Consider the following 25,386-nt stretch of genomic DNA (forward strand, 5'->3'; position numbering starts at 1 on the left):
CACGTCTGGACCTGGTGTTGGATAGTAGAGGCTATTTTCTGCCGAAAAATTCTGATTTTCTAAACTTTTCTCGCCACAAAATTGATATTTCAAGACATCAACCGATGCCCGGTCACCCCGTCTGAGGCTTGCGATGCATAGGCCAGGCCCGAAATTCAAAGGGGACGCGCCCTTCGATCCGGTCCTGACTTGGGGGCAGCCCAAACCTTTGCTTGTACGACCGGCTGAAATGCACTTGGCTGGCAAATCCTGAAGCCATCGCGACTTCGGCGATCGGCATGTCCGTTTGAGTGACCAATCCGCGCGCGCGGTCCAGACGAATGTCCCTATAATACAAGGCAGGTGTTTTCTTGATGTAGGTTGAGAACAATCGGTCAAGCTGACGCTGCGAAAGGCCCGCCGCCTTGCTGATTTCAGGAACCGGTAATGGTTCTTCAAGATTGGCTTCCATAACCTGAATGGCCGTTCTCAGCCTGGACGGAACGGTTGTGCCCAAAGGCTCGCGGCCCTCGGGCTGCTGCATGTCTGCGGGGCCGCGCAATCTGTCGTGAAAAATATACCGCGCCGCCGCGTTCGCCAAGGCACTGCCATGGATGCCCTGCAGAACTTGCAGCCCCAAATCTACCGCAGCGGTTCCTCCGCAACAGGTGATACGGTTGCCATCCAGCACAAACAGGTTTTCGACCACCTCTACGTCCGGAAACAACTCCTGAAAGGCGTCGATATGCTCATAATGCACAGTGGCCTTCTTTCCGTTTAACAGCCCCGCCTGCGCCAGAATGAAGGCACCCGTATCCAGCGCCCCCAATGTCGCGCCACCGCGCGCCCACTGTCGCAGAGCTTTCGCAATATGCGTTGTGACGTGCTTTTCCGGCGCCCAACTGGACGAGATTACGACAACGTCGAAGCCCTTGGCTGCGACTTGATCCAACGCCACCGTGTCAATCCCGCTACCATTACTCGAAACACAGTAACCACCTGTTTCAGAGGCAAAATCCCACTTGAAATACGGCTTTCCATCCAGGTAGTTGGCAGCTCGAAAAGGGTCAACGAAGCCCATGGTTGCGGCCAAGTTGAAACTTGGCGCGACGACAAAAAGCAACCGAGTTTCTGTCCTTTGAGACTTTGCCATAAGAGCACCTTTTGCAAGCAGGACTCAGATTGCCAGAAGAAAGGTTTTGGCTGGCTCACGCAAGAGACGCGGCAGGACATTCGGTGCGTTGCAGGAAAACCCGATCAGGCGGCGTCAGGTTTTCTTGTGAACGCACGATTTGCCACGCCTTTTTTCGCGTCGACAATTGGGAATTCCACGAAGAACTCAGTCCCCACTCCAACGGTACTGTAATAGTCAATCGTTCCGCCGAACTGCTCCACGATTTCCTTGGAAATGTTCATCCCAAGCCCGGTGCCTCCGGCGTGGCGCTCATCGGAGGAGTCGATTTGAGAGAAACGGTCAAAGACCTTGTCCCGGCTGCCTTCGGGAATGCCCACACCCTGGTCTTTCACGAACAGCCGCACCCGTGGTCCAACTTTCTTGAACCCGACCGTAACTGTGCCGCCCTCGAACGAAAACTTGGCCGCGTTCGAGATCATGTTGGTCAGAACCTGAATAAGGCGGGATGCATCGCCCTTGATCAGCAGGTCCTGCTGCTCGGGCGCGTCCTCAACAAGTTCCACATTATGCGCGCTGGCAAAGCCAAGGTTGCAGGCAATCGCTTCTTGGACCAGCGGGGCAACCTCAATCGTCGTCTGGCGCATGACCATTTCGCCAGCTTCCATCTTCTGAATATCCAGAACATCGTTGATAAGGGACGCCAAACGCTCGCTGTTTTTGCTCGCGAGGGCGATCAGGTTTTGCATGTTTTCCGGAACCTCGCCCATGACACCGGAATTAATCAGGTCCAGCGAACCCTTTATCGAGGTCAGAGGCGTTCTCAATTCATGACTCACGGTCGAGATGAACTGAGTTTTTGCGATGTAAGCCGCCTTAGTACGCTCGTGTTCCTCTTTCAGTTTTTCAAGCTGTTCGAGGTTTTTGCGGTAGAGCTTGAGAAAAACCAGCGAACAGTCGATCAGAAAGTACATCACGAAAACGACTGTGAAGAAATGCAGCCATAGGTCCGAAGATAAGTCCGGCTGTTCAACCCAAATATCCTTGACCACAATGACCATGAACGAAACGCCATACATGGCCAGCCGCACGATCATCGCCCACACAAACTGATGGTTGTTCATCGCGGCAAACAAGGCCGCCGCAAAGAGGAAAAACAAAGGGGTAAAGTGGCCACCGGTCGGCTGCTCCAACGCCACCGAAACAGCATAGAGGCATATCGCAGTGGAACTGAGGATCGTGTTCAACAAAATCCAGGCAATCATCACTGCGATTGCACCGCGCTCATCCTGGCTTAGACGAGCAACCCGTTTGGCCAGATACAGGTCCTGCGCTTCGCAGATCAGGATTGTTCCATAAAACAGCAGAGCGTTGAGAGGGTCGAAGAAAAAGCCCGTAAGTATCGTGGTCGCCAGAAATATCGCTTGCCGCTGCCACAGCAGCGCAAAGCTCATGGCCGTGTAGTCTTTGATATTTTGCAGCAGTTTGTCGTCGGGTTCACCCGAGTCCCGTACCTGTTGCGATGCGTCGATAGCCGTCATCCCAGTGTCTTCATTGCTTTGCCTCTCAGGTTGTCTGTATCGGCACAATGAGGACGCAGTAGGTCGGAATTTCGTTCACAGTTTGGCAATACTCACAAACCTCATGGGGAATTGTTCCGCCCGCCCCCCGTTGCACAATTGCATACGTCTTGAATTGTTTCCTCAAAATAGGCCCATCAATCCCGTCTAAGACCACGAACTCATTGCTTTTTTGCACTTTCTCCACATAAATATTCCCAATGACCGGCGAAAAGCGAAAAGGGACCGCGTTTTGACCACAATTGGGAAACGTCAGATGGAACAGTTCGACGTGACGCCGGTTTCAGCGAAGCTCGCTGAAAAGCCGGTGACGTTGCTTCAGTTCGCGCGATCCGCTGGTCGGAACATGTTAGAAGTCATTCCGGCCGAAACGCTTCGGCAGACCTATGTGCGCGGCCCTCTGAACATCCACTACATTTGCGATCCGGAAATGGTCACCGAACTCCTTGTCGGAGGCGGTCGCTATTTTCCCAAAGCAAAGTTCACAAAGGATATTATCGGATCTGCGGTCGGCAATGGCCTGATCCTGTCCGAAGGTGAAAAATGGCGCAAGCAAAGGCACCGCTATTCCCCGCTTTTTGCAGCCAGAAACCTGCCTGTTTTGTCCCGCCACTTTGCCGAAACAGGCTATGAGGTCGCCGAGTCGCTTGCTGAAAATGAGGGGCTGGTAGATGTCGCACAGATCGCGCCCGCGTCTACGCTGACGAACATTTCACGGGTCATCTTCTCGGGGAACGAAGAAGTCAGTTCCGAGCAAATTCGCGTCGGGCTGATCGCCTATTTCAACTATATTTCAGACCTGTCCTTGTTCGATCTGATGGGGCTTCCGAAATGGCTTCCGCGCAAAAAATGGCTGAGCAGTAAGGCTCCGGTCACTGACATGCGCGATCTGGCCCGGCACGTGATCGAACTGCGCAGATCGGAAAACCGCGAAGAACCGGAAGACTTCCTTGACCTGATGATTGATGCGCTCAAGGAAGACTTTGAAGATGCCGAGACAACCGTCGACAACCTGCTGACTTTTGTCGTCGCTGGCCACGAAACCTCGGCCAATGCCTTGGCGTGGGGATATTATCTGCTGGCCCTAAACCCTGAGATGCAAGCCCGTATCCGGCACGAAATCCGGTCGGTTTGTCCCGAAGGCAAGCTGGAGTATTCACATCTCGAGCATTTGCCGCTGTTGCGAGCCCATATCAAAGAAACCTTGCGCCTGTACCCATCTGCGGCATTTTTTGCCCGGGACGCATCCGAGGCCATTCAGGTCAAAAACGTCAAAATTGAAAAAGGGGATGCGCTGTTCTTCCCGGTGTATTCTCTGCATCGGAATGAAGTGTTGTGGGAAGACCCTGCGCAATACCGTCCCGAGCGTTTCATGGGAACTCCGCCCCCTCGTGGACAGTATATTCCATTCGGAGCCGGACCCCGTATTTGCATTGGCGCTCAGTACGCGGAAACCGAGATCATGATATTGATGGCTTCAATCCTGCGGCGAATACATTTTTCGCTGTCAGATGCCGAAATGCCGGAACCTGTTCTCACATTCACAATGCGAACCAGCGGCCCACTGATCTTGAACGCGGAAGAAGTTCCCGCAGGGTCCTGACCGGCACAAGGACGTATTTATTTTCGCGCCAGATAGGTTTCGTTTCCGTACATCTCGCGCAGAACCGTATCGAAAAGTCTTTTATGAGATTTTTCTTTGCGCCCGACCCGGACTTCATATCTTTGCTGAGGCTCGATTTCGGTCCCCTTTCGAAGAGCCGTTTCGCGACCGTCAACTTTTTCGATAGCATTGTTCATAGCAGCAAACGCACCTGTCTTGGAAATTGAACGCATTGAAACCGGCGGGCTCATCAAAGCCCTCATGTAGCCGGAGGCCCCCCGCCGACCGAGTGTTTCACTGAACACGTGATTGAGCTGGTCTTCCTTCGGCAACCCAGCCGCCCGGTCCCGCCCGTGAACAACAACAAGAAACGCACCGCCCCCCCTATAGGAAAAGACGGCCTCGGTGTTCTCGGTCGTGAGTTCGATGCTGCGGCCAAGATCAGTCATCGCGCGCCGGAACCCCCCGAAATCGTTTAGATCAAAGCGGAACTCAGCATCCTGAAGCTTGACGGCCGTAACCCAGGACTCAAACAGGCGGCCTCTTGAAAGCTGCTCAATGTAGTTGTCGAACTCGACATATTTCAGGCAGCGTTCGAGCCCATCAATGGTGACCGGGTCCTCGAAGCTGAAGTGCTGGTTGTGGTCCAGCTCTTCGCGAAGGTTTTTCACCGATGCTGATGTCCTGCGCGCCTTGATCCGCTCCTGCATCAGCAGGTGGGCTGCGTGCATACGGCTGCGCAGTTCAAAGAAATCGAAAGGCTTGCTTACATAGTCAAACGCGCCCTGAAGAAACGCGTCTTCAACGTATTTACGGCCACTCATTGCGGTCAGCATGATGGCCGGTGTTTCCACGTGCTCCGGAATAAGCCGAATGCGGCGTAACAACTCAATGCCATTTGTCTCGGGCATCTGAATATCCAGCAAGAAACAGTCGAACGGAGTCTCAGAAGACTCTATTTCCTGAAGCGCTTCACTGGCGGAACCAGCGACGGAAATCTCATAGTTTTCGAATTCTCCCAATGCAGCCTGCAGCAACTCCAAGATGCTCGGCTCGTCATCGACGGCAAGCACTCTTAGCGTTCTTTTCTGCAGCGCGCGGGTTTCCAGCTTACGCTGAAATTGATCTTTCCCCGGGTTCGTATGTTTCATGACTAGTGAACCGCATTTGACCTCATTAACGCCCTTAGCCTAGGCAGTGAGTGGGACGAAACAGCGGCAAAAAGCCGGGAAAAGCCCCTAAATGTTGTTCATTTCTTGACGTTATTTTGGCGCGCACCGATCTAATTTCGACAATGCCGCGCCCCGATTGAATTTTTTACAAGTTAAATCAAATAGTTAACTCAGGTCCAAAGCGCACATCTGTGCACGTGTGACAAACGGCCTGACCTTACTGCGTATTCTAGCAGATCCGGGCGCCGTCGAAAAGCGCCAGAGTTCACTCTTGTTATTGATAAATCGCGATGGGCTAGTCTGAATCGTTCTTGATATTGAACAGCACGGATTGGCTGTAGGTTCCTTCGATCGCAAACTTGGCGCCGACGGGTGCAGCGCCAACGCCCAAACGCCGCGACCAACGTGCCCAGATGGATGGCACAATCCCCAGTATCCGTGAGGCGCCGCCCTCTTCAGCATTTACCGTCATCTGATAAAACAATTCGTGCTGAACGGCCATCCTGCGCGCTGACGGAACAGTGTCAGTAATGAAAAAGCGCGACGCTTCCCACACCTTCGGATTTACCGGAGCCTCAAAAAACAGAACGTCTGTAGGCATGCCCGGAAGGATGCCCTTCTGCGCGTCCCGCAACATATACGTGTACATGCCACAGCGCGCCGATGTCGGCAGCAAGCGCACCCCGCCGATCACCTCGCCAAATTCGTGCAGGATGACCCAGCGGCAGGCCGGAGTATCGTACTGATCAAACTCCATCCCGTCGACTTCACCGATCTGCCATTTCAGGCGGTCTATGAAAATCGCCTTTCTGGTCTCAAGGTACTTTGCAAGCAGAGTGCCGTGCTCGTGCATGTTGCGAAAGTTCAACGTGGTTGCACGAATGCTTCCGAGCTTGCTTTGACGCTCGGACAATCCACGCTTGAGCGCGAACATCTTCTGCCGCGCCGAAACTTTCGGCCCAGCCGGTATATCATTGGCAGGTTCTAGGTCCGGAAGAACGTGTGATGCCGGAATTGCCTGCTCGTACCTGAGTGGTCGGTCCATATTTTACTCTTAATTTTGCCACACTTATGCCAAGAAGCTGAACGGCAAGTCTATGGTTTAGTGCAGCTCTCCTTATGATTGTAGAGCATGTGTGACCAAATCTCCTCCCATACCTTGGGTTGAGCAGACCCAAGATACCTATATGTATTTTTGCCTGAGCATTTTGCGCTCTAGGACCGTGTTTTTAGGACATGATCAGTCTCGCAAGGGATTGACATTCATCCCGTTTTCTTCGGAACGGCCAATTTCAACGTGATTTTCAGGAAACATTAAGGAATACGTCAGAGTCTTGGGGTACGAGGGTACATCATACACAACCTGGAATGCCTGGCTTTGGCGTGGTCAGGCATCCCAAAAGCAACCTGAGGGCATTTTTCGCGTGCTGAAGTGCAACACAGAAAAAATGTAAGGTGAGACACATGCGCGCCTTTCAAGTGTCAATGTTTTGCCGTTTTTGTCCGACAGGCTGTCAGAACCTAAATAATCCACTCGCCAACCGATCTTTGCCAGACGTCTGCAATGCCCAAAGGTCGGTTCGGTGGCAAAACCTGGTGAATAGTTATGCGCATACTTGCTGTAGACGACGATCCAAGCATTCTGGAACTGCTAATTTGCGTTCTGGGTGCGTTTGGCTACGAAGATGTTGTGACGGCGCACAGCGGTCACGAAGCAATTCGAATTTTGTCAGAAGCTGATCAGCCGTTCGACTGCCTGCTGCTTGACGTGCAAATGCCCGAGATGAACGGCATTACATTGTGCGAAGAAGCGCGCAAGTTGCCCGATTACAAGTTTACGCCGATCATCATGGTAACTGCCATGGTTCAAAAGCAGTATATCGACGAGGCATTTGAAGTCGGTGCAACCGATTATGTGACCAAACCCTTCGAATTCGCCGATCTGAAGCAACGGCTTTCCGATGCCTACAGGCTGGCGGCGGAACGACGCGCAGCGATCGAAGTGTTGGAAGCGGATATTTACGCGAACAACGACTCGGAAGTTAACCCGAATTTCAGCCTGACGGACCCGCTCTATTTCGGGGACCTCACAGGCTGCATCGGATTGGCCGAGTTTGAAAACTATGTTGTGCAACTGGCCACGATGCATTCCAGAACCTCCAAGATCGTGGCCATAAAGGTCGCAGATGTAGAAGAGATTTTTGCGTCGAGCCCCTCCAGCGAGTTCCGGGAATTCCTGGCGTCGGCAGGGTCGTCGCTTTTGTCTGTCACACAGGAAGGGCGCAACTTTGCCACCTACTGGGGCAACGGGGTATTCCTTCTTATTCATGACAAGAAAAAGGGAATGGGCGCGCAGCAACTGACGCACCGGCTGTCTCAGCTTCCGGCAGGTGAACCCATGAGCGTGCATTCGCCCACTAACTTCTCGTTCCATGTTGGTGATGACGTCTCTTTGCAGGCCCATTCCAAGATGGAGGCGCTGTTCCTGATCGACAAAGCCGTGGAACTGGCTGACATCCCGCAAGGTCCGATTGCGCGGTTCGGCTAAGCCTAATACACGATCAAAAATCAGGTGCGTTCAGGGTAACTGAGCGCACCTTTTTTGTTCGCAGCGAACATCGCAGCTGCGCGGTTCTGGTTCCGCGCCTCCACCCGTCGCGCCCAAACAAGAATTCATTCGGATATATTAGAAAAATAGAATATCCTTAGGAGAAGGCTGAATCGCCTGTCTTTTTTGACTTTTTTACTGGGGAGATTTCGATGGTCAGACTGCGTTCATGTTTGGTGGCTTTTATTTCGTTGCCCGCTATCTCATTTGCTGATGCTGTTCCAAGCAAGCAAGCCGCCGAAGGCACGTTTGCGGAACGCCCCTTTTCACCCTACGCCAACCGAACGTTTCCCGAGCGCCCCTTGTGGGGGGATACCCATCTTCACACCGGGCTGTCACTGGATGCTGGCGCATTCGGAAACACCCTGCTGCCCGACGAGGCCTGGCGATTTGCAAAAGGAGAGCAGGTCATTTCCTCCACCGGACAACCCGTCCGACTGGCACGGCCCTTGGATTGGATGGTCCTGACCGATCATACTGACCTGATGGGGTTTGCACCCGACCTGCAAGCCGGGAAACCCGGTGTTCTGTCCGATCCGAAAGGGCTGGAATGGTACGAAGGGTACAAGGCAGGTGGTGAGGATGCGGCCAAGGCCGCCTTCGACATCATTACGAATTTTTCGCAGATGACCTTGCCGGAGATCCTGCTTGAATCCTACAGCCCCGGTGCGGATGCCTTTGCATTCACCTGGGAACAGATCGTTTTGGCGGCCGAGCGCCATAATGATCCGGGAAAGTTCACTGCGTTCATAGGCTTTGAATGGACCTCGGTTCCGAAAGGGTTCAACCTGCATCGGAACGTGATGCTGCGCGACGGCCCGATCCGCGCGCTGCAAATGGTCCCGCCGGTTACACAACCGCCCTATGGGGATACCGACCCCAAGGCCTTGTACGCCTGGCTGGAAGAGTATCAGGAAAAAACCGGCGGGCGGGCCGTTGCCTTTGCCCATAACGGAAACCTGTCCAACGGCTGGATGTTCCCGACCGAAGATACCTACCACGGCGGCAAAGTGGACGAAGAATACGTTCAAAACCGCGCAAAGTGGGAACCGCATTACGAAGTCACGCAGATCAAAGGCGATGGCGAGGCGCACCCCTATCTCAGCCCCGATGATCCTTTTGCTGACTATGAAAACTGGGATGTCGGCAATCTGGACATCACCGAACTCAAGACCGAAGACATGCTGGCCGGTGAATACGCGCGCGAGGCGTTGAAGCGCGGCTTGGCACTTGAGGAAAAGTTCGGCGTGAACCCATACAAGTTCGGCATGGGCGGTGCCACGGACAGCCACACCTCACTGACGACGGCGGAAGAGGAAAACTACTTTGGCAAGTCGGTCAGCGCAGAACCTTCGGCGACACGCGTGTTGCATCCCTTTGTGGAAAGTGAGCTGGGCGCATTTGAAGGGCACACCCTTGTCGCGTCCGGGTACACGGCGGTTTGGGCGTCCGATAACACCCGCGCGGCTATTTTTGACGCCTTCAAGCGCCGGGAAACCTATGCCACGACCGGACCGCGCATCGGCCTGCGCTTTTTCGGCGGCTGGGATTTTCAGGACGACGACCTGCTGACGCGGCTGGTCGCGGATGTTGGTTACACCAAGGGCGTGCCCATGGGCAGCGACTTGCGCCCGCGTGAGGGCGACGGCGCGCCGTCTTTCCTGATTGGCGCTCTGCGCGACCCGATCGGCGCAAATCTGGACCGGGTACAGGTCGTAAAGGGCTGGCTGGATGCTGAAGGTGAGCTTCAGGAGAAAGTGTTCAATGTCGCCTGGTCCGGCGATCGCGCATTGGATGCGAATGGCCAGTTGCCTGACGTTGGCAATACCGTCGATCTCGATACCGCGAGCTGGAGCAACACGATCGGGACATCTGAACTTCTGACTGTGTGGACCGACCCCGAGTTCGATCCGAGCCAAAGAGCGTTCTACTATGTCCGGGTGTTGGAAATCCCGACCCCGCGCTGGGTGCTATATGACAAGCTGCGCTTTGGCATTGATCTGCCAGAGGAAGCCCAGTTGGTCCATCAGGAACGCGCCTATTCCTCGCCTATCTGGTACACCCCAAGCGAGTAATGCGCGGGCCGAAGCCGTCAACCGATCAACACCATCAAGTCACCGGAAACAGAGCCGCTGGTCAGCAATGACCACGGCCTCCGCTTCCGAGAAAGAACCCATGCGTATATTGAAAGACCCCCTGCTCCACTTCCTCTTAATCGGGTGCGGAATATTTGGATGGTTCTTCCTTGTTGCCCCGGAGGGTGAAATTGCCCCGCCAGCAGAAACGATAATTGTCGATCAGGATGATGTGGACCTGCTGGTTGCACGTTTCACCGACAGTTGGAAACGGCCACCGACAGACACCGAACGACAGGCGTTGATCGAAGCCCTGATCCGCGAAGAAATCCTTGTCCGCGAGGCGCGCAAACTGGGGCTGGACCGTGGTGATCAGGTGATCCGGGCGCGGCTGGCGCAAAAGATGGATTTTCTAACAGACGCAATCGCGTCGTCGGTAGAGCCGGAAAGCGACGTGCTGCAAGCCTATCTGGAAGAGAACGCAGAACGCTTCACAACACCTCCGCTAATCGCATTGGATCATGTGTTCCTGGGAGAATCTCCGACACAAGCTGACATAGACACCGCGCGCGCGCGGCTAACAGCAGGCGAAGACTGGACCGGCGTCGGAGCGCGCACTTTATTGCCGTTGTCCCTGCCCTTATCGGCGTTACGCTCGGTCGATGCGACCTTTGGATACGGATTCTCCGGAGCTGTAAATCAATTGAACCCCGGTGCGTGGGAAGGCCCCGTTCAATCGGGTTACGGGCTGCATCTGGTTCGGATCACCGACACGCAACCCGCCAAACTGCCCGAATTGGAAGATATCCATGATGCGGTTTTGCTGGAATGGCGGCGGGACACGGGTGAAGAACTCGCGCAGGCGCAGTTCGAGGATTTGGCCGCAACCTATCAGATCATCACTCCGGAAACCGAAAAGGCGCAGGAATGAAGGCTGCGCTGTTTGTGTTGCTGTCCGCTTGGGTCGCGCTTTTGGGCGCGCCTGCGCAAGCCCATGCCTTGGACCCGGGGTATCTGGAGCTGAGGCAATTGGCCCAGAACACATGGCAAGTGCTGTGGCGAAAGCCTGATGTGACAGGCCGACCCATGACGATTGATGCGGTCTTGCCAGAGTCCTGCACGCCCGCGCGCGGACCTGAACCAACCTCTGACGGCGTTGCATGGGTATCGGTCTGGATCGCTGAATGCGCAACCGGCCTTGGGGGAAAACCCGTCAGAATTGATGGGCTGGAAACACAAAGAAATGACGTTCTTTTGCGGCTTCAACCCCTTGATGCACCGACAACAACTCTCAGGTTCACTCCTGACACTGTAGAACTGGAAATTCCCCGGCAACCAACGACGTGGACCGTTTTCTCAAGCTATTTTCGCTTGGGCTTCGAACACATTCTGGAAGGTTGGGATCACTTACTTTTCGTTTTCGCCCTGTTCCTTCTGGTACGTGACAAATGGCGTCTGGTCGGCGCGGTGACTGCGTTTACAGTTGCCCATTCGATCACTCTGGCCCTTGCTACACTGGGCGTGCTGAACGTCCCCGGCCCGCCTGTGGAAGCTGTGATTGCCCTGTCGATCGTTTTCCTCGCGCTCGAGATTCTACGCCGAGAGGACGGGCAATTGCGGTTGTCTGAACAATACCCTTGGGTCGTGTGCTTTTGCTTTGGGCTGCTGCACGGCCTGGGGTTTGCCGGGGCATTGGCCGACATCGGTATCCCGCCTCAGGACGTTTTCACCGCCTTGCTGTCTTTCAATCTGGGTGTTGAAGCGGGTCAGCTTCTGTTTATCGCGGCCCTGTCAGCGGTTTTGATGGCATGGCGTTTCATGACGCCCGCTGGATCGGGGCGACTTGCGACCTATTCCATGCCAGTCGCAGGCTACGCGATCGGTTGCGTGTCGATATATTGGTTGGTTGAGCGCGTCAGCGGGTTTTGATGCTATGGTGCATGCGATGGATCGGATAGATTCCAGCCATTAACACTTGGTCTGGAAGAAGCTTTGTGAACCAAGCAAAAGTGTCTGCGAAAGTGATGGAAAGGGGCTAAAGTGCGAGTTCTGCTACGAGGCGCGCTGATAATCGGCGCAATTATCCTTTTCGTCGTTGCCGCCGCATGGCTGTTGCTGTCATCCCCGTTTCTGTCCGCCCCACGCACCGCCATGGCCCAGCAGGTCCTGACCAGCAAACTTGGCCAGCAAGTGGTTATCAACGACAGCATAAGTGTGGGGCTCGGCTCGCAATTGTCAGTAACGGCCACTGGTGTCGTGCTGCCTTCGGCGTCGCTGGAGGGTACCGATCTCGTCAGGATAGATACGCTCACACTCGAGGCACCCGCCGCCGATCTCGTGAAAGGAAAGCTGTCGATCAGTAAATTGATAGTGGACGGACTCCACCTGAACCTGATTGAAACCGAAAGCGGCGTGGCAAGCTGGTCGAGCGATCGAGAGGAAGGCGGCGCAAGTGCCTCAAAACCAACGAAAAACGCTTTGTCGGAGGTCTTTGCAGACCGCGCCCCCAGCCTAACCAACATCACGGTCCTGTATCAGAGCGCCAAGACCGGTCTCGACTTGGATTTACGCCTACCGGAACTGTCGTTGGCCCGTGGCGACGAGGTCGCGGCTGCTTTGGCCAAGGCACACGGGACATTGAATGGGCAGGCATTTGACCTCAGCGCCCGATTCCCGGGACAGGACCCATTTCAGATAACGGCCGAGTTCGATCAGGTTTCACTTGCCGCAAACGAGGTTCAGGCCGATGCGGGCTTGGCGATTGCAACAACCGCAACGATTGATGAACTTGGACAACTGCTCGACATTCTCAAGCTGAACCGGGTTCTTGAAGGTTCTGGGAGGGCGGAAGCGGTATTGAAGGTCTCGGATGGCGTGTCACGTCTGGACGACCTGAACATACAGGCGCAGTTGGAAGGCGGGCAGAGCCTGGAACTCACCGGTCAGATCGGAGAGCTTGGCAATCCGGAAGATGTGTCCCTGACGACCCGGATTCGATTGTACCCTGTTGGGGCAGAGCCCGCCCCGGCTGCATCGCGTTATGACCTAAAACTGATTTCGGTCGACATGGTCATGGACAGCGTGCCCGGTGAAGTACCGCAGCGGCAGATGGTCATTGAAACCAATGGTTTCACGCTGGACACATCAGGCGAAGGTCCGCCCCCGGTGAAATTCTCGGAAGTGTCCAGAACGCCCGATGGGAAACTGCGGGTCGGCAATGTGAACCTGCGGATCGGTGACCCCGCGAACCCGTTTGTCATTCTAAACGGATCGGTCGGAGACGCGCTGCAGTTGCAGGAGGTCTCAGGCGAAGGCATTCTTGAAATCCCGGCAAGCAGTTTGATTTCCCCCGAACTGTTGGGCGAAGATGATCAACTTGGAAAGTTCTCTGGCGCGTTTTCCCTGACCGGCAGTATCGAGCAGCTTACGCTCTCGGATCTGAACGGAAGCACGAGCGAGACAGATGTCTGGTCACTGGACGTTCATGGCTCTGTCGAGAATGTTCTGAGGTTCGAGAATCTGGACCTTGGTATCGAAATTGACGTCCCATCCGGTGCCGACCTTTTGCAGGCTTTGTCGCTAGAGCCCGTAGATACCGGGCATGCTGGTTTTTCGATCGACCTGCACAGCGATGGTACGGATTGGAACGCGCAGGCGGATGTCACCGTCGCGGATTCTGGTCTGACCTTTTCCGCCACTCTGGACGACGCGACCTCGGACCCCGTTCTCAAGGGGTTAATTGAAAGCGATCTGATCCGTATTGACCAGATCCGCAGCATCGTTCTGGCGACCGCCCAGTTACGAAAACTGGGCGTGGCCGACGAGAATTCCGCAGCGGACACAGACGCACAGGCGGAACCCGGTGCCCTAAGGGACGTGACGCTGAAGCCGATTGGGCGCTCAATCCTGCTGTCCGGAATGAATATGGATGTCGATATCGACCTGCGCCATATCGAAGGCTCGGACGGTATCAGCACATTGCAGAGCGAATTGACGCTGAACGAAAGCGAACTGAAGGCAGGGCCGTTGAAGTTTGAATACGGTGGCGCCCATTTCGACGTCAGTGGTGTTATGGACCTGTCGACCGAAAACCATCTGCTGAACCTCACGGGCCAGGCCGGAGGGTGGCGGCTGGACGACATTCTGCACAACCTGAACTTCAAGAAAGGCGCCAGTGGGACCATTTACGCGGATTTCGACGTCACCGGCGGGATCGAGTCGGCCAAGCATTTCGTCAGGTCCATGAGCGGCAATGCCACCGTATCCATGCGCGACGGGAGCATCGAAACCCAGTTGCTGGACCTTGCTGGTCTTGGGTTGTTGCCTTGGGTCTTTTCGAAGGAAAAACAGAAAGTTGCGCCAATCGTGTGTTTGCGTGCGCCCTTGGCCATCGCAAACGGCAATATCTCGACCAAGCAGACGACGTTAGAGACCGATCAGGTTCAGGTCGTCGTTTTTGGCGCGGTGGATATGAACAGCAAAGCATTGGACCTTAACCTGCAACCTCGCAAAATCGGTGAACCACTGTCCCGTAGCCCATGGCCTGTGACGGCCACCGGTCCGCTGGCAAAGCCAAACATCAAGGTCAAGGACGGGCCGAAACGCCTGAAACGGTCGGACGGGGCCGATCAGATGCCGGCCAAGCGCAAGCTATGCGTGCCGGATATCTTGCAGTTGCAGTAGCCCGCCGACAAAAACACCATTACCGGAGTGCGAGGCTATCCAGCCCGATAAAGCCGCCGCATGACGGTCGGCGTCAGATACATCGGGATTTGATACGCGCCGATGAACACCATCAGAGGCGCAGTAACCTCGGGCGGCAGCGCCACAAAGAAAATGGCGATATTCCGGTTTCCTGCAATCAAGGACATGGCCGTTCTCTTGGCTGCGGATAGCCTGTTGCGAGTCAGGAAATATGTCACCGCCTGAGCGCCAAAATTTGCGAAGCACGCGAAAGCGATCCAAAACAACGCAGTGCCAGGCCGCTCCAGCATCGTGCTGCTGACCGAAGGCATTAACCCTATGACAAAAACGGCCAAGGTGATCGTGCCCAACCCTTCAAGGTTCATCAATGTTTGCTGCGAGGGGGATTTCAGCAGAGTTCGGCGCAAAGCTATCGCGGCAATAGTCACTGCGAAAATCGTCACAAACAGCTTTAGCACAGCCTGCAATACCGTTTGAAAGTCACCAATCTCGGGCATCAGCCAAAAAATTGGAAACACCGTCAGCGGCAATGCGGCGGTCCCGGCCACAAGCAGACGCATCGCGTGTTCCGCCGGGTATCCCATCATCAGGCACAGGTTGGGGCTGCCCGCGATGGACGGTGCGGCGGTCATGATAAGCAAGGCCAGCAGCACGGGTGTCGCGCTCCAGCCAAACAGAAAGCCGACAGCAAGCACAGCCAATGGAATGGCGAATTGAAACCCCAGCACCGTCCCGGATACAAGCCGCCAGTCGCCCATCGACCCCAGAATGGATGACGGCTCCATCCTCAGGACGGTCACAAACAACAGCAGAACCACCAGCGGGGGCAGCAAGGGGCGCATCGGTTCGGCCAGTCCCGGCAGCAGCAACCCGCCAACCAGTCCAGCCACAAGAACAAGCGGGCCGTTGCGCGCGGCCCAATGCAAGGGGTTCAAGACCGGCTACCCGCCCGGGCTCTGACGCAGGTTGTCCGGAAGCCAAGTGGCCAGTTCCGGGAACCAGATCAGCACGAAGACCATCAAAACCATGATCAGGAACATCGGAATCGCGGCGCGGGCAATATAGCCCATCTCATGATTGGTCATGCCCTGCATGACGAACAGGTTGAAACCGATCGGCGGGGTGATCTGCGCCATCTCAACCACGACAACGATGAAAATTCCGAACCAGATCAGGTCGATACCGGCCTCTCGGATCATTGGCTCCACAACGGCCATGGTCAGAACGACCGACGAGATGCCGTCAAGGAAACAACCCAGAATGATGTAAAAGACCAAAAGCACCATGAGCAGTTCAAATCGCGTCAGCTCCAACCCTGCGATCAGGTCGGCCAGACCGCGCGGCAATCCCGTAAAGCCCATCGACAGCGACAGAAAGGCTGCCCCCGCAAGGATCAACGCAATCATGGCACTTGTGCGGGTTGCCCCCATCAGGCTTTCCGTAAAGGTCTTCCAGTTCAGCGATCCCTGCCCCGCCGCAAGCAGAAGTCCCCCGATCACCCCAAAAGCCGCGGCTTCGGTGGCAGTTGCATAGCCGAGATACATTGAGCCAATCACGACCATGATCAGCAGGATGACGGGCAACAGAAAGCGGGAGTTCCTGATCTTCTCGGAAAAACTGAGCTTGCCTTCGTCGTTCGGGTTCCAGTCTTTGCCCAGCTTTGAATAGATCGCGACATAGCCCATGAACATGGCGGCCAGAACCAGACCCGGAAGGATGCCGGCAAAGAACAGCTTGGTAATGGATTCGTTTATCGTCACGCCGTAGACGATCAGGGTCAGGGATGGCGGGATCATCAAGCCAAGCGTCGCCGCCCCCGTCAGGGTGCCGATGATCATGCGCTCGGGGTAGTTGCGTTTGCGCAGCTCGGGGATCGACATCTTGCCGACGGTCGTCAGGGTCGCGGCGGACGATCCAGACACCGCGGCAAACACGGTGCAACCCACGATATTCGTGTGCACCAATCCGCCGGGCAGCGGGGCCATCCACGGGGAAAGCCCCTTGAACATGTCCTCGGATAATCGCGTTCGATAGAGGATTTCCCCCATCCAGATGAACATGGGCAAGGCGGTCAAGGTCCACGAGGACGAGGCTGACCAGATCGTGGTGATCATCACATCGCCAACCGGTCGGGTGGTGAACAATTCCATCCCAACCCAAGCCACGCCCATCAGGGCAAGGCCGACCCATACGCCCGTGCCGAGCAAGGTGAACAGAACGAAAAGAAAAAGAATGATGACTGAGATATTTTCCATGCCGTCACTCCCCGTGGCTCTGATCTGCGAGATCACGGGTGATGCGGTGATCACCTTTCACGATGACATGGATCAGGTGATCCGTCAGGGCGATTGCAAGGATCACCGCTCCGATCAGCATGGATGACTGGGGGATCCAAAGGGCGGTCTTGTCCTGCCCCTGACTTACGTCGTTGAATTTCCAACTCCAGTAGACAAAGCGATAGGCATACCAGCAAAAGTACCACATCACGGCAGCACCGACCGCAAAGCACCAGATCTCAAGCACCCTGCGCACACCGCTGGGAACGGCGTTCAGCAGGATCGACACGCGAATATGGCTGCCCCGGTTCAATGCGTTTGCAAAGGCCAGAAAGGACGCAGCGGCCATGGCATATCCGGCATAGTCAGGGGCACCGGGAAAAACTTCGCCCGTCCAGCGGGCCAGCATCTGCACCACAATCAGCAACAAGATGGCGATCAGGCTCAGCGCGGCCAGAACGCCTGCGGCCTGATAAATGAAATCCAATACGGACCGAAGCCCTCGCAATGCTGCCATACCGTCCCCGCGATGTTATGATTGGTCAGACAAAGGGCGGCAGGATACCCCGCCGCCCGTTTGAGGGATTATTGCGACTGGAACGCGTCGACGATGGCCTTGCCTTCGTCCCCTGCAGCCTCAAGCCACTCGTTTGTCATGGTCACGCCGATCTCTTTCAGCTCGTTGACCATCTGATCAGAGGCCGGACCAACGGTCATACCACCATCACGCAAGCCCTGAAGGGTGAAACCAGTATATTCCTTAGCACGCCAGTTACCGGCATACTCGGCCAGTTCCGCGCAGGCTTTGATGACGTTTTTGTTGGCGTCAGACACACCACCCCAGACATCTGAGTTGACCATCACATAGTTGCGCGGCAGCCAGGCATCCACTTCGTAGAAATAGTTCAGGCTTTCCCAGACCTTGCGGTCATATCCGGTGGACCCCGACGACACCATCGAGTCGGCCACGCCGGTTGCGAAAGCCTGACTGATTTCTGCAGCTTCGATCGTGACTGGCAGCATCCCGGTCAGCTCTGCAAGGCGCGAGGTCGCGTTGTTGTAGGAACGGAACTTGATGCCTTCCATATCCGCGACCGAGTTCACCTCGTTCTTGAAATAGAGACCCTGCGGCGGCCATGGCACCGCGTAAAGCAGCGTCAGGTTCTGTTCGGCCAGCAGGTTTTCAATGGATGGCTTGGCCGCTTCCCACAACTTGGCGCTGTCATCGAATGACGTTGCAAGGAATGGGATCGAGTCAAAGCCAAACAGCGCGTTCTCGTTCTGATGACCCGACAACAGGCGTTCCCCGATCGGGGCCTGTCCGGTCTGAATTGCGCGTTTGATATCCGCGCCCTTGAACAAAGATCCAGACGGATGGGTTACGATCTCAATCTCACCGCCAGTTCCGGTGGTGACGCATTTAGCAAACTCGGCCCCCGTAGCGGAATGAAAGTTGGACGCAGAATATGCCATGGGCATATCCCATTTTTCCGCCACGGCCGGAGCGACCGAAGCGGCTGTCAAAGCGGTTGCCGCCAAAAGACTTGTCAGTTTCTTCATCGTATTCTCCCTATTGAATATCGAACCGCCGGTGTTTCTCACCGACCTTATTGTGTTGTGTATCGTGAGGGCGCGTAGACGCTCACATCCGTGTTCGGAGTTCTGTCCGCGATCATCTGCGCCAACAGGCGCCCGGTTTTCGGCCCGCCCGTCAAACCGATATGATGGTGCCCAAAGCCAAGATAGGCGCCTTTGATATCAGGCACTTTGCCGATGATCGGGATCGAATCCGCCGGGGCGGGCCTGTGCCCCATCCATTCAACTTCCTCCTTCCATGTTACACCCGGAAAGGCAGCTCGGGCGTTTTTTCTCAGCAATTCGAACGGCGCGCGTGACGGCGCCGCATCCAGCCCTCCAAACTCGACGATACCCGCCAAACGAATTCGCCCATCCATCGGAGTGGCCACAAACTTGCCCGAAGCCACCATCACCGGGCTACGCGGCATTGCAGAAGGCTCTATCAATTCAAGATGATAGCCGCGTTCGCTTTCCAAAGGAACAGAAACCCCCAGACGCTTGGCCAAGGGGCCGGACCAGACACCCGCAGTGATCAGGGCTGTGTCACAGGCGATGGTCTCGCCACCCGCCCGCACACCGACCACCTGACCGTTTTCATAGGCGATGTCCTGGGCGGTGGCGCGGATCATTTGACCGCCCTGCGTTTCGACATGCGCCGCAAGGTCTTTCACATATCGCCCCGGATCGGTGATGTGCCCGTGACCCGGCAGCTTCGCCGCAAATCCGATGTCCTGAGCAAAAACCGGGTCGTAGGCATGAAACGCCTCGCCCTCCAGTTCCTCCCATTGGAACCCGTGCTTTCGACGTATCGCCCACCCGAATGCGTCACCCTCGAAATGTGCCCGGTTTTCATAAAGAAACAGGTAGTCAGACGGCACGATCCACTTTTCGGCCCCCGTTCCTTTGGCAAGGGCTTCGTGATCATTCAGACTGTCCCCAACGATCGGGGTCAGGGCGGCCGCGATACGTTCGACATCATCAGCATTTGCGTGTTTGAGATATTGCGTAAGCCAAGGCAGAAGCTTGGGCATATACCCCCATTTCATGAACAACGGCTGAGAGGCGCTAAACAGCATTTTCGGTGCTTTTCGAAGCAGCCCCGGAACGGTAACCGGCACGATTGAGCACGACGCCAAAACCCCGCCATTACCGTATGAGGTGCCTTCGCCCGGACCCGCCTTGTCGATCAGGATCACCCGGTGCCCATCGCGCTGAAGCCAGATTGCAGAGGAGACGCCGACAATACCGGCCCCGATGATCGCGATGGTTTTTGCCCCGCTCATGCCGCCACCGCCTTGGTAATTGCATAGTGATTTAGTTTCCCAAGGTCAGGACAACCGCCCAACCCCGGACCATCGGGAACGATCACGTTGCCGTCGGCCACGCGGAATGGTTCTTGCAGAATGTCTTCGGCAAGGAAGTATGAAGATTGGTAGAACTCGCAGCCCAGAGCTATCTCGGGCGTTGCCGCAATCATGTGAGTGCCCGCCAGATGCGCCAGCCCTGCCTCAAACATGTCTCCACCATAGGCGCTCAAACCGTGGGCGGCAGCGATACGCGCAACGGTCTGGGCGCGGTGTAACCCGCCGGACTTCATGATTTTCACCGAAACACCGTCGCAAATGTTTTCGCGCGCGGCGCGCTCCATGTCTGCGGGGCCAAAAACGCTTTCATCTGCCAGCAGCGGCACATCAATCATCTGCCGCAGTCGCGCCATCATGCCATAGTGATGCGCCCGGACAGGTTGTTCGATGAAATCCGGCGCAAATTGCGCGACGTCCCGCACCCGTGTAGCGGCTTCCGTAACTTCAAGACCTTGATTGTAGTCCACCCTGACCGACATATCCGGGTAATTCTGCGCCAGATATTCCAGCCGCATTATGTCAAAGGCATGGTCCTTGAACCCTGTTTTCAGTTTGACGATCCGGACACCGTCCTCCCGCAGTCGATCCAACAGGTCCTTGTCCTGCGCGAAGTCCGGGTTGGCGATCGAACAGCTTAACGGAATGGTGTCCCGGCACCGTCCCCCCAACAAAGCCCACACGGGCACGCCGCTGATCCAACCGGTCAAGTCAAGCAGAGCGCTGTCCAGCGCGGCCTTTGCTTCGGTGCAATGCGCGACCGCGCGGGACGCCTGTTCCATGATAGCCGCGCGGTCCGCAACGCGTGAGCCGATCACCAGCGGTCGGACATACCGGTCCAAAGCGGCATAGGTGGCCTCGGGCGTTCCGGTGAATACCGACCAGGGTGAAGCCTCGCCAAACCCATGACACCCGTCTTCGGATGTCAGGCGCAAGACGACAACTTCGCAAGTTCCTTCGACGGTGCCTATTCCATGATCACGGCGGGACGTGACCGGCAGTTCCAGATGCCAAAGGTCGTACCCGATAATTTTCTGAAACAAGTCGCCCATGCCGCATCCCCTGATGAGAAGAAGCCTGCCTTGACCCGTATATCATTTCAAATACTATGTTTTCGAAACTCCATCAGAAAAAATGATAGGGTAAGTAATGTCTCTGCGCTTTCGCCAATTGCAGGCGTTTCATGCCATCATGGAAACCGGAACGGTCACTGGCGCGGCGTCTGTGCTGGGAATTTCGCAGCCGGGTATCAGCAATCTTCTGGCCCAGCTTGAACGCGAGGCCCGGCTGCCTCTGTTTGAACGCAGCAAAGGTCGGTTATTACCCACGCCCGAGGCCGAGTTGCTGTACCGTGAGGTTGACACTGTCGTGCGCGGTCTGGACCACGTCGCCCAAGCGGTCTCGGACCTGCAAAACAAGCATCCCGGCCAGCTTCAGATCGCGGCCCCTCACCTGCTGTCCTTCGGCTTTATCCCGCGCGAGGTTGCTCGTTTTGCCAAAACACGGCCAAACCTGTCCGTCAGTTTTCAATCGCAATATTCGTCAAAAATACAGGAATGGGTGACCTCGGGCCTGTTCGAGATCGGGGTCGTCGAGATGCCTATTCTTCACGATACGCTGAACTATCAGGTGTTCTGCTTCGAAACTCTGGCCACGTTTCCCGAAGGCAGCCCGCTGGCCGCCCACGACGTCATGACGCCTGCGTTGCTGGAGAACGAGCCATTCATTGTCATGGGCCCAGAACATCAAACGCACCGACGCACCCGGGATGCGTTTCAAGCGCAGGGGCGCACGTGGCGCACGCAAATCCACACGCACCTGTTCGAGAACTTGCTGAGTTTCGTCAAACAAGGCTTGGGCGTTGCCCTGATTGACCCTTTCACAGTGACGTTCGATGACGAGACAGGCTATCAGACGCGCCCCTTCCGGCCTGCCGTGATGCTGGATCTTGCGATCATAACGGCCAAGGGGCGGCCTCTCTCGACCGTTGCACAGGACTTTCTGACCCAACTCACATCGTCAATTGCGTCTTATGCCACCCATTCGGACACCGGCGCAGCGGCCTCGTGAAGGGGTTGGGAATGTATGTCCACCAAGGTTGGCCCGTCATGCTCGACGGCCATCGCCAATACCCTGCGCAGTTCGCTTGGGTCTTTCACGGTCCATGGCTTGACCCCAAAGGCAGAGGCAACCGCTGCATGATCGGTGCGATCAAAGTCGACATTGTAATAACGCTGACCGAACCCGGCATTCTGACCTGCCTTGATCCACCCAAAGACCGAGTTTGAGAACACGATCGAGGTGATCGGCATTTTGTGCCGCACCATCGTTTCAAACTCACCACATGTGAACCCGAAAGAGCCATCTCCCATGACGGCCAGCGTTTTGACGGACGGACGGCCGACATGCGCACCCATGGCGGCCCCTAACGAATACCCCAAGGCACCATGCGCCCGGTTTGTGATGAAGTGACGCCCAGCGCTTTGCCACCGGTAATGCGCGCTAAAATAGGGGCACGGCGTCCCGGGATCCGCGACTACGATGGCATCGTCATCAAGGATATCCATAAGTGCCGCCATAACCGCCTCGGGGCGGATTGGTGCTTCGCTGCTTGCGGCAAGTGGGGAAAATGCAGCGGTTTTGGCGGCCCAGGCAGCCTTGGCCTTGGCAGCGCCGCCCTGACCGGGCAGATCATCATATCCCTCAAGCACGTCCGCCAACGCTTCCAGCGCCAGCCGCGCGTCGGCGCAAATCGCCACCTCGGTCTGATAGTTCGCGCCGATCACCATCGGGTCGCTGTCGATGTGAATGATCGTTGTGTTTCGGCCCGGACTTCTCCAGCGTTCGGTTGTAACCGACCCTGCGCGACAACCGATAAACAGAACCACGTCCGCCTGATCGACGACCGCCCGAGTCGCTGGCACGCCCCCGTTTGACCCCACAACGCCCAGCGCCAATGGTTCGGTCTCGGCCAGTGCGCCCTGACCTGACACCGTTGTTGCCACAGGCATGTCCAAAGCCGTTGCCACCCGGCGCAGCGCGTCGCTGGCCCCCGACAGAACCGGCCCGCCGCCGCAGACGGCCACCGCCGATTTTGCTTTTGCCAATATCTCTGCCGCCGCGTCTATCGCGTCAGGATCGGGCCCTGCCCGTTCAGCCGGATAGCTGCGATGGCGCGCATCTGCCCAGATTTCAGTTTCGTCAACCGAAGCCTTTTGAACGTCAAAGGGCAGCGCTAGATGCGCCGCGCCGGGGGTTCCGGTTGTCATTGCCCGGAACGCCGCCCGCATCATTGCCGGCAACCGCGAGGCATCGTCGATCGAGGCGTTCCACTTCGCCAGCGGCTTGAACAAAGCTGGCTGATCCAGTTCCGTCAGCGGATATTTCCCACGGCTGGTTGTCGCAACATCCGAGGTGATCGCCAGAATCGGCACCGAGCTTTCGTTGGCCTCGACCACACCCGGCAAAATATAGGTCGCTCCGCCGCCGGATGGCCCTTCGCAAATTCCGGGTTTGCCTGTAACGCGGGCGTAGCCGTCGGCCATATAAGCCGCGTGACGTTCGTCGCGGGTCAAAATGTGCTGAATGCCGTGATCCATCCGCGCCAAGGCATCATAGAACGGCAGGGTCGTATCCCCACACAATCCAAACATGTGTTTCACGCCATGGGCTTCGAGCATTCGCACCATCGCCTCGGCCCCTGTCAGGTAGTTAACGCCCGTCATCTTTGCCCTCGCACTGACTGAATACATAGCTGTATACAGTATTGCATATTGAATTCAAGATCGACCTGTGGCACCCCTGAGAAGAAGCTGAGAAAGGCAGATTGAATGGCGGGTCCGCGAGTCGATGACATTTACGATCAGGTGAAGGCGATGGCGGTGTCATTTCGTCTGCGCCCCGGTGATCGCCTGAACGAAGTCGCGCTTTCCAAAGATCTCGGCGTGAGCCGGACCCCCCTGCGCGAGGCGCTAAACCGTCTGGTCGCCGAGCGCCTATTCGACTTTCGCCCCGGTCAGGGGTTCTTTTGCAGGCCGCTGGACGCCCAGAGCGTGTACGATCTGTTCGAACTGCGCCAGATCATAGAAGTGGCCGCAGTGCGCGCAGCCTGCGCCAAAGCGACGGATGAAGAACTGAAGGCGCTTGAACAGGAACTATACGACACAGGCATCGACATAACTGGCCTCACGGTCGAAGAAGCCGTGGCCCGCGATGAGGCATTTCATATCGGAATCGCGCGGCTGTCGGGCAATCGCGAGCTGCTGCAAACCCTAAGCCGGATCAATGACCGTATCCGGTACATGCGGTGGGTTTCGATGAACGCGGACCGGATTCATCGCTCGAAAGATCAACACAAGGGTGTGATGAGCGCCCTGCGCGAGCGAAACGCAGATGAAGCCGCCCGGATTTTGGAGGGTCACATTTCCAGGCGGATGGATCAGGTGCAAGATGCTGTACGTCAGGGGATTTCCAGCATCTACATGGAAGGGCCAGATGAGATCGCAACCCGGATCATTGAGGAGGCATAAGGGATGATCGCGCAAGGTGGAAAATCCATTTACGGTGCCTCGGTGGGCATTCTTATGCTGGATGCCCAATTTCCACGAATTCCCGGAGATATGGGAAACGCGCTGACATGGCCCTTTCCTGTGCTCTACCGAATAGTGCGTGATGCATCACCGGACAAAGTCGTTCGCCAGAAGGCCGACGGCATGTTGGGCGCGTTTGTCGATGCAGCGCTGGATTTGGTCAAGGACGGGGCAGACGGCATCACCACGAATTGCGGCTTTCTATCAGTCTTTCAAAAGGAACTGACCGAGGCCATTCCCGTCCCCGTCGCGACCTCTTCCCTGATGCAAGTGGAGATGGTAAACCGTACCCTTCCTGCGGGCAAACGTGCAGGCATCCTGACGATTTCAGCGTCAACCCTGACCGACGCGCATCTGTCTGGCGCTCATGTTCCGCTGGGCACTCCGATCGGAACAACCGAAGGGGGGGCCGAGTTCACTCGTGCCATTCTTGACAATGAACTAGAGATGGATGTGGACAAGGCCCGTGCCGACAATATCGACGCTGCGATGTCCCTGAAGGCGGAAAACCCTGACTTGGGCGCGATCGTTCTGGAATGCACCAACATGTGTCCCTATGCGGTTGACATCCAACGGGCGACGAACCTGCCTGTCTTTTCGATGGTCACCTTCGTCAATTGGTTTCAGGCCGGGCTCAACCCGCCGCGCTATTGAGGCCTCCCCGAAAACTACGCGTTTTGATGTCGCTTACATGCAACCACGTCGCATTTCCGCTAGTAAGGCTCCCAG

20 protein-coding genes are annotated in these 25,386 nt (G+C 56.2%); 9 read left to right on the forward strand and 11 right to left on the reverse strand.

Annotated elements, in window-relative coordinates; genetic code table 11:
* Positions 1 to 112 precede the first annotated feature (112 nt).
* Together ACR0MS_RS04030 and ACR0MS_RS04035 are read right to left on the reverse strand one after the other, a co-directional pair.
* Positions 113 to 1,132 carry a GlxA family transcriptional regulator gene (locus ACR0MS_RS04030; protein WP_480568884.1) on the reverse strand — a complete coding sequence of 340 codons (1,020 nt, stop codon included), beginning with the start codon at positions 1,130 to 1,132 and terminating at the stop codon, positions 113 to 115.
* A gap of 104 nt (positions 1,133 to 1,236) precedes the next feature.
* Complete coding sequence (locus ACR0MS_RS04035; RefSeq protein WP_480568881.1) at positions 1,237 to 2,652, reverse strand: sensor histidine kinase; 1,416 nt, start codon at positions 2,650 to 2,652, stop codon at positions 1,237 to 1,239.
* A gap of 295 nt (positions 2,653 to 2,947) precedes the next feature.
* Here ACR0MS_RS04035 and ACR0MS_RS04040 point away from each other — a divergent pair, with 295 nt between their 5' ends.
* Positions 2,948 to 4,294: a cytochrome P450 gene (locus tag ACR0MS_RS04040; RefSeq protein WP_480568878.1), complete on the forward strand. Its 1,347-nt coding sequence runs from the start codon at positions 2,948 to 2,950 to the stop codon at positions 4,292 to 4,294.
* A 17-nt stretch (positions 4,295 to 4,311) separates the two neighbouring features.
* Here the strand turns inward: ACR0MS_RS04040 and ACR0MS_RS04045 are convergent, their stop codons facing one another.
* Both ACR0MS_RS04045 and ACR0MS_RS04050 read right to left on the reverse strand, forming a co-directional pair.
* Positions 4,312 to 5,445 (reverse strand): response regulator transcription factor, encoded by a 1,134-nt coding sequence (locus ACR0MS_RS04045; protein ID WP_480568875.1) that lies wholly within the window; start codon positions 5,443 to 5,445, stop codon positions 4,312 to 4,314.
* 316 nt (positions 5,446 to 5,761) lie between these two features.
* A complete protein-coding gene (locus tag ACR0MS_RS04050; RefSeq protein WP_480568872.1) occupies positions 5,762 to 6,511 on the reverse strand; it encodes an acyl-homoserine-lactone synthase in 750 nt (249 codons plus the stop codon).
* 561 nt (positions 6,512 to 7,072) lie between these two features.
* On the opposite strand from ACR0MS_RS04050, the gene ACR0MS_RS04055 reads away from it, so the two are divergent.
* From ACR0MS_RS04055 to ACR0MS_RS04075, 5 genes are all read left to right on the forward strand, one after another.
* A complete protein-coding gene (locus ACR0MS_RS04055; RefSeq protein ID WP_480568869.1) occupies positions 7,073 to 8,014 on the forward strand; it encodes a response regulator in 942 nt (313 codons plus the stop codon).
* A 212-nt stretch (positions 8,015 to 8,226) separates the two neighbouring features.
* Complete coding sequence (locus ACR0MS_RS04060) at positions 8,227 to 10,149, forward strand: DUF3604 domain-containing protein (RefSeq protein WP_480568866.1); 1,923 nt, start codon at positions 8,227 to 8,229, stop codon at positions 10,147 to 10,149.
* 100 nt (positions 10,150 to 10,249) lie between these two features.
* A complete protein-coding gene (locus ACR0MS_RS04065; protein WP_480568863.1) occupies positions 10,250 to 11,080 on the forward strand; it encodes a peptidyl-prolyl cis-trans isomerase in 831 nt (276 codons plus the stop codon).
* Positions 11,077 to 12,078: a HupE/UreJ family protein gene (locus tag ACR0MS_RS04070; protein ID WP_480568861.1), complete on the forward strand. Its 1,002-nt coding sequence runs from the start codon at positions 11,077 to 11,079 to the stop codon at positions 12,076 to 12,078. Before ACR0MS_RS04065 ends, ACR0MS_RS04070 begins: the two co-directional genes overlap by 4 nt.
* Before the next feature lie 111 nt (positions 12,079 to 12,189).
* Positions 12,190 to 14,832: an AsmA family protein gene (locus ACR0MS_RS04075; protein WP_480568858.1), complete on the forward strand. Its 2,643-nt coding sequence runs from the start codon at positions 12,190 to 12,192 to the stop codon at positions 14,830 to 14,832.
* Between the two features lie 35 nt (positions 14,833 to 14,867).
* Here ACR0MS_RS04075 and ACR0MS_RS04080 read toward each other — a convergent pair whose 3' ends face one another.
* The 6 genes from ACR0MS_RS04080 to ACR0MS_RS04105 all read right to left on the reverse strand — a co-directional run bounded on the left by ACR0MS_RS04080 (position 14,868) and on the right by ACR0MS_RS04105 (position 21,120).
* Entirely contained in the window at positions 14,868 to 15,788 is a 921-nt protein-coding gene (locus ACR0MS_RS04080; RefSeq protein WP_480568856.1) for a hypothetical protein, read from the reverse strand.
* Between the two features lie 6 nt (positions 15,789 to 15,794).
* Entirely contained in the window at positions 15,795 to 17,108 is a 1,314-nt protein-coding gene (locus ACR0MS_RS04085) for a TRAP transporter large permease (RefSeq protein ID WP_480568853.1), read from the reverse strand.
* 4 nt (positions 17,109 to 17,112) lie between these two features.
* Complete coding sequence (locus ACR0MS_RS04090; RefSeq protein ID WP_480568850.1) at positions 17,113 to 17,646, reverse strand: TRAP transporter small permease; 534 nt, start codon at positions 17,644 to 17,646, stop codon at positions 17,113 to 17,115.
* Positions 17,647 to 17,714: 68 nt separating this feature from the next.
* Positions 17,715 to 18,689, reverse strand: coding sequence for a TRAP transporter substrate-binding protein (locus tag ACR0MS_RS04095; RefSeq protein WP_480568847.1), 975 nt, complete (start codon positions 18,687 to 18,689; stop codon positions 17,715 to 17,717).
* A 47-nt stretch (positions 18,690 to 18,736) separates the two neighbouring features.
* Positions 18,737 to 19,990 (reverse strand): NAD(P)/FAD-dependent oxidoreductase, encoded by a 1,254-nt coding sequence (locus ACR0MS_RS04100; protein WP_480568844.1) that lies wholly within the window; start codon positions 19,988 to 19,990, stop codon positions 18,737 to 18,739.
* Complete coding sequence (locus tag ACR0MS_RS04105; RefSeq protein ID WP_480568841.1) at positions 19,987 to 21,120, reverse strand: enolase C-terminal domain-like protein; 1,134 nt, start codon at positions 21,118 to 21,120, stop codon at positions 19,987 to 19,989. The genes ACR0MS_RS04100 and ACR0MS_RS04105 overlap by 4 nt, the downstream gene beginning before the upstream one ends.
* 97 nt (positions 21,121 to 21,217) lie before the next feature.
* Between ACR0MS_RS04105 and ACR0MS_RS04110 the strand changes: the two genes are divergently transcribed.
* Entirely contained in the window at positions 21,218 to 22,138 is a 921-nt protein-coding gene (locus ACR0MS_RS04110) for a LysR family transcriptional regulator (RefSeq protein ID WP_480568838.1), read from the forward strand.
* Here the strand turns inward: ACR0MS_RS04110 and ACR0MS_RS04115 are convergent.
* Positions 22,099 to 23,793 (reverse strand): thiamine pyrophosphate-binding protein, encoded by a 1,695-nt coding sequence (locus ACR0MS_RS04115; protein ID WP_480568835.1) that lies wholly within the window; start codon positions 23,791 to 23,793, stop codon positions 22,099 to 22,101. The genes ACR0MS_RS04110 and ACR0MS_RS04115 overlap by 40 nt on opposite strands.
* A gap of 105 nt (positions 23,794 to 23,898) precedes the next feature.
* On the opposite strand from ACR0MS_RS04115, the gene ACR0MS_RS04120 reads away from it, so the two are divergent.
* Positions 23,899 to 24,597, forward strand: a complete 699-nt coding sequence (locus ACR0MS_RS04120) for a GntR family transcriptional regulator (protein WP_480568832.1) — start codon at positions 23,899 to 23,901, stop codon at positions 24,595 to 24,597.
* A 3-nt stretch (positions 24,598 to 24,600) separates the two neighbouring features.
* Positions 24,601 to 25,311 (forward strand): aspartate/glutamate racemase family protein, encoded by a 711-nt coding sequence (locus ACR0MS_RS04125; RefSeq protein ID WP_480568829.1) that lies wholly within the window; start codon positions 24,601 to 24,603, stop codon positions 25,309 to 25,311.
* Positions 25,312 to 25,386 lie beyond the last annotated feature (75 nt).

The sequence above is a fragment of the Ruegeria sp. CJ2 genome, from assembly GCF_056536745.1.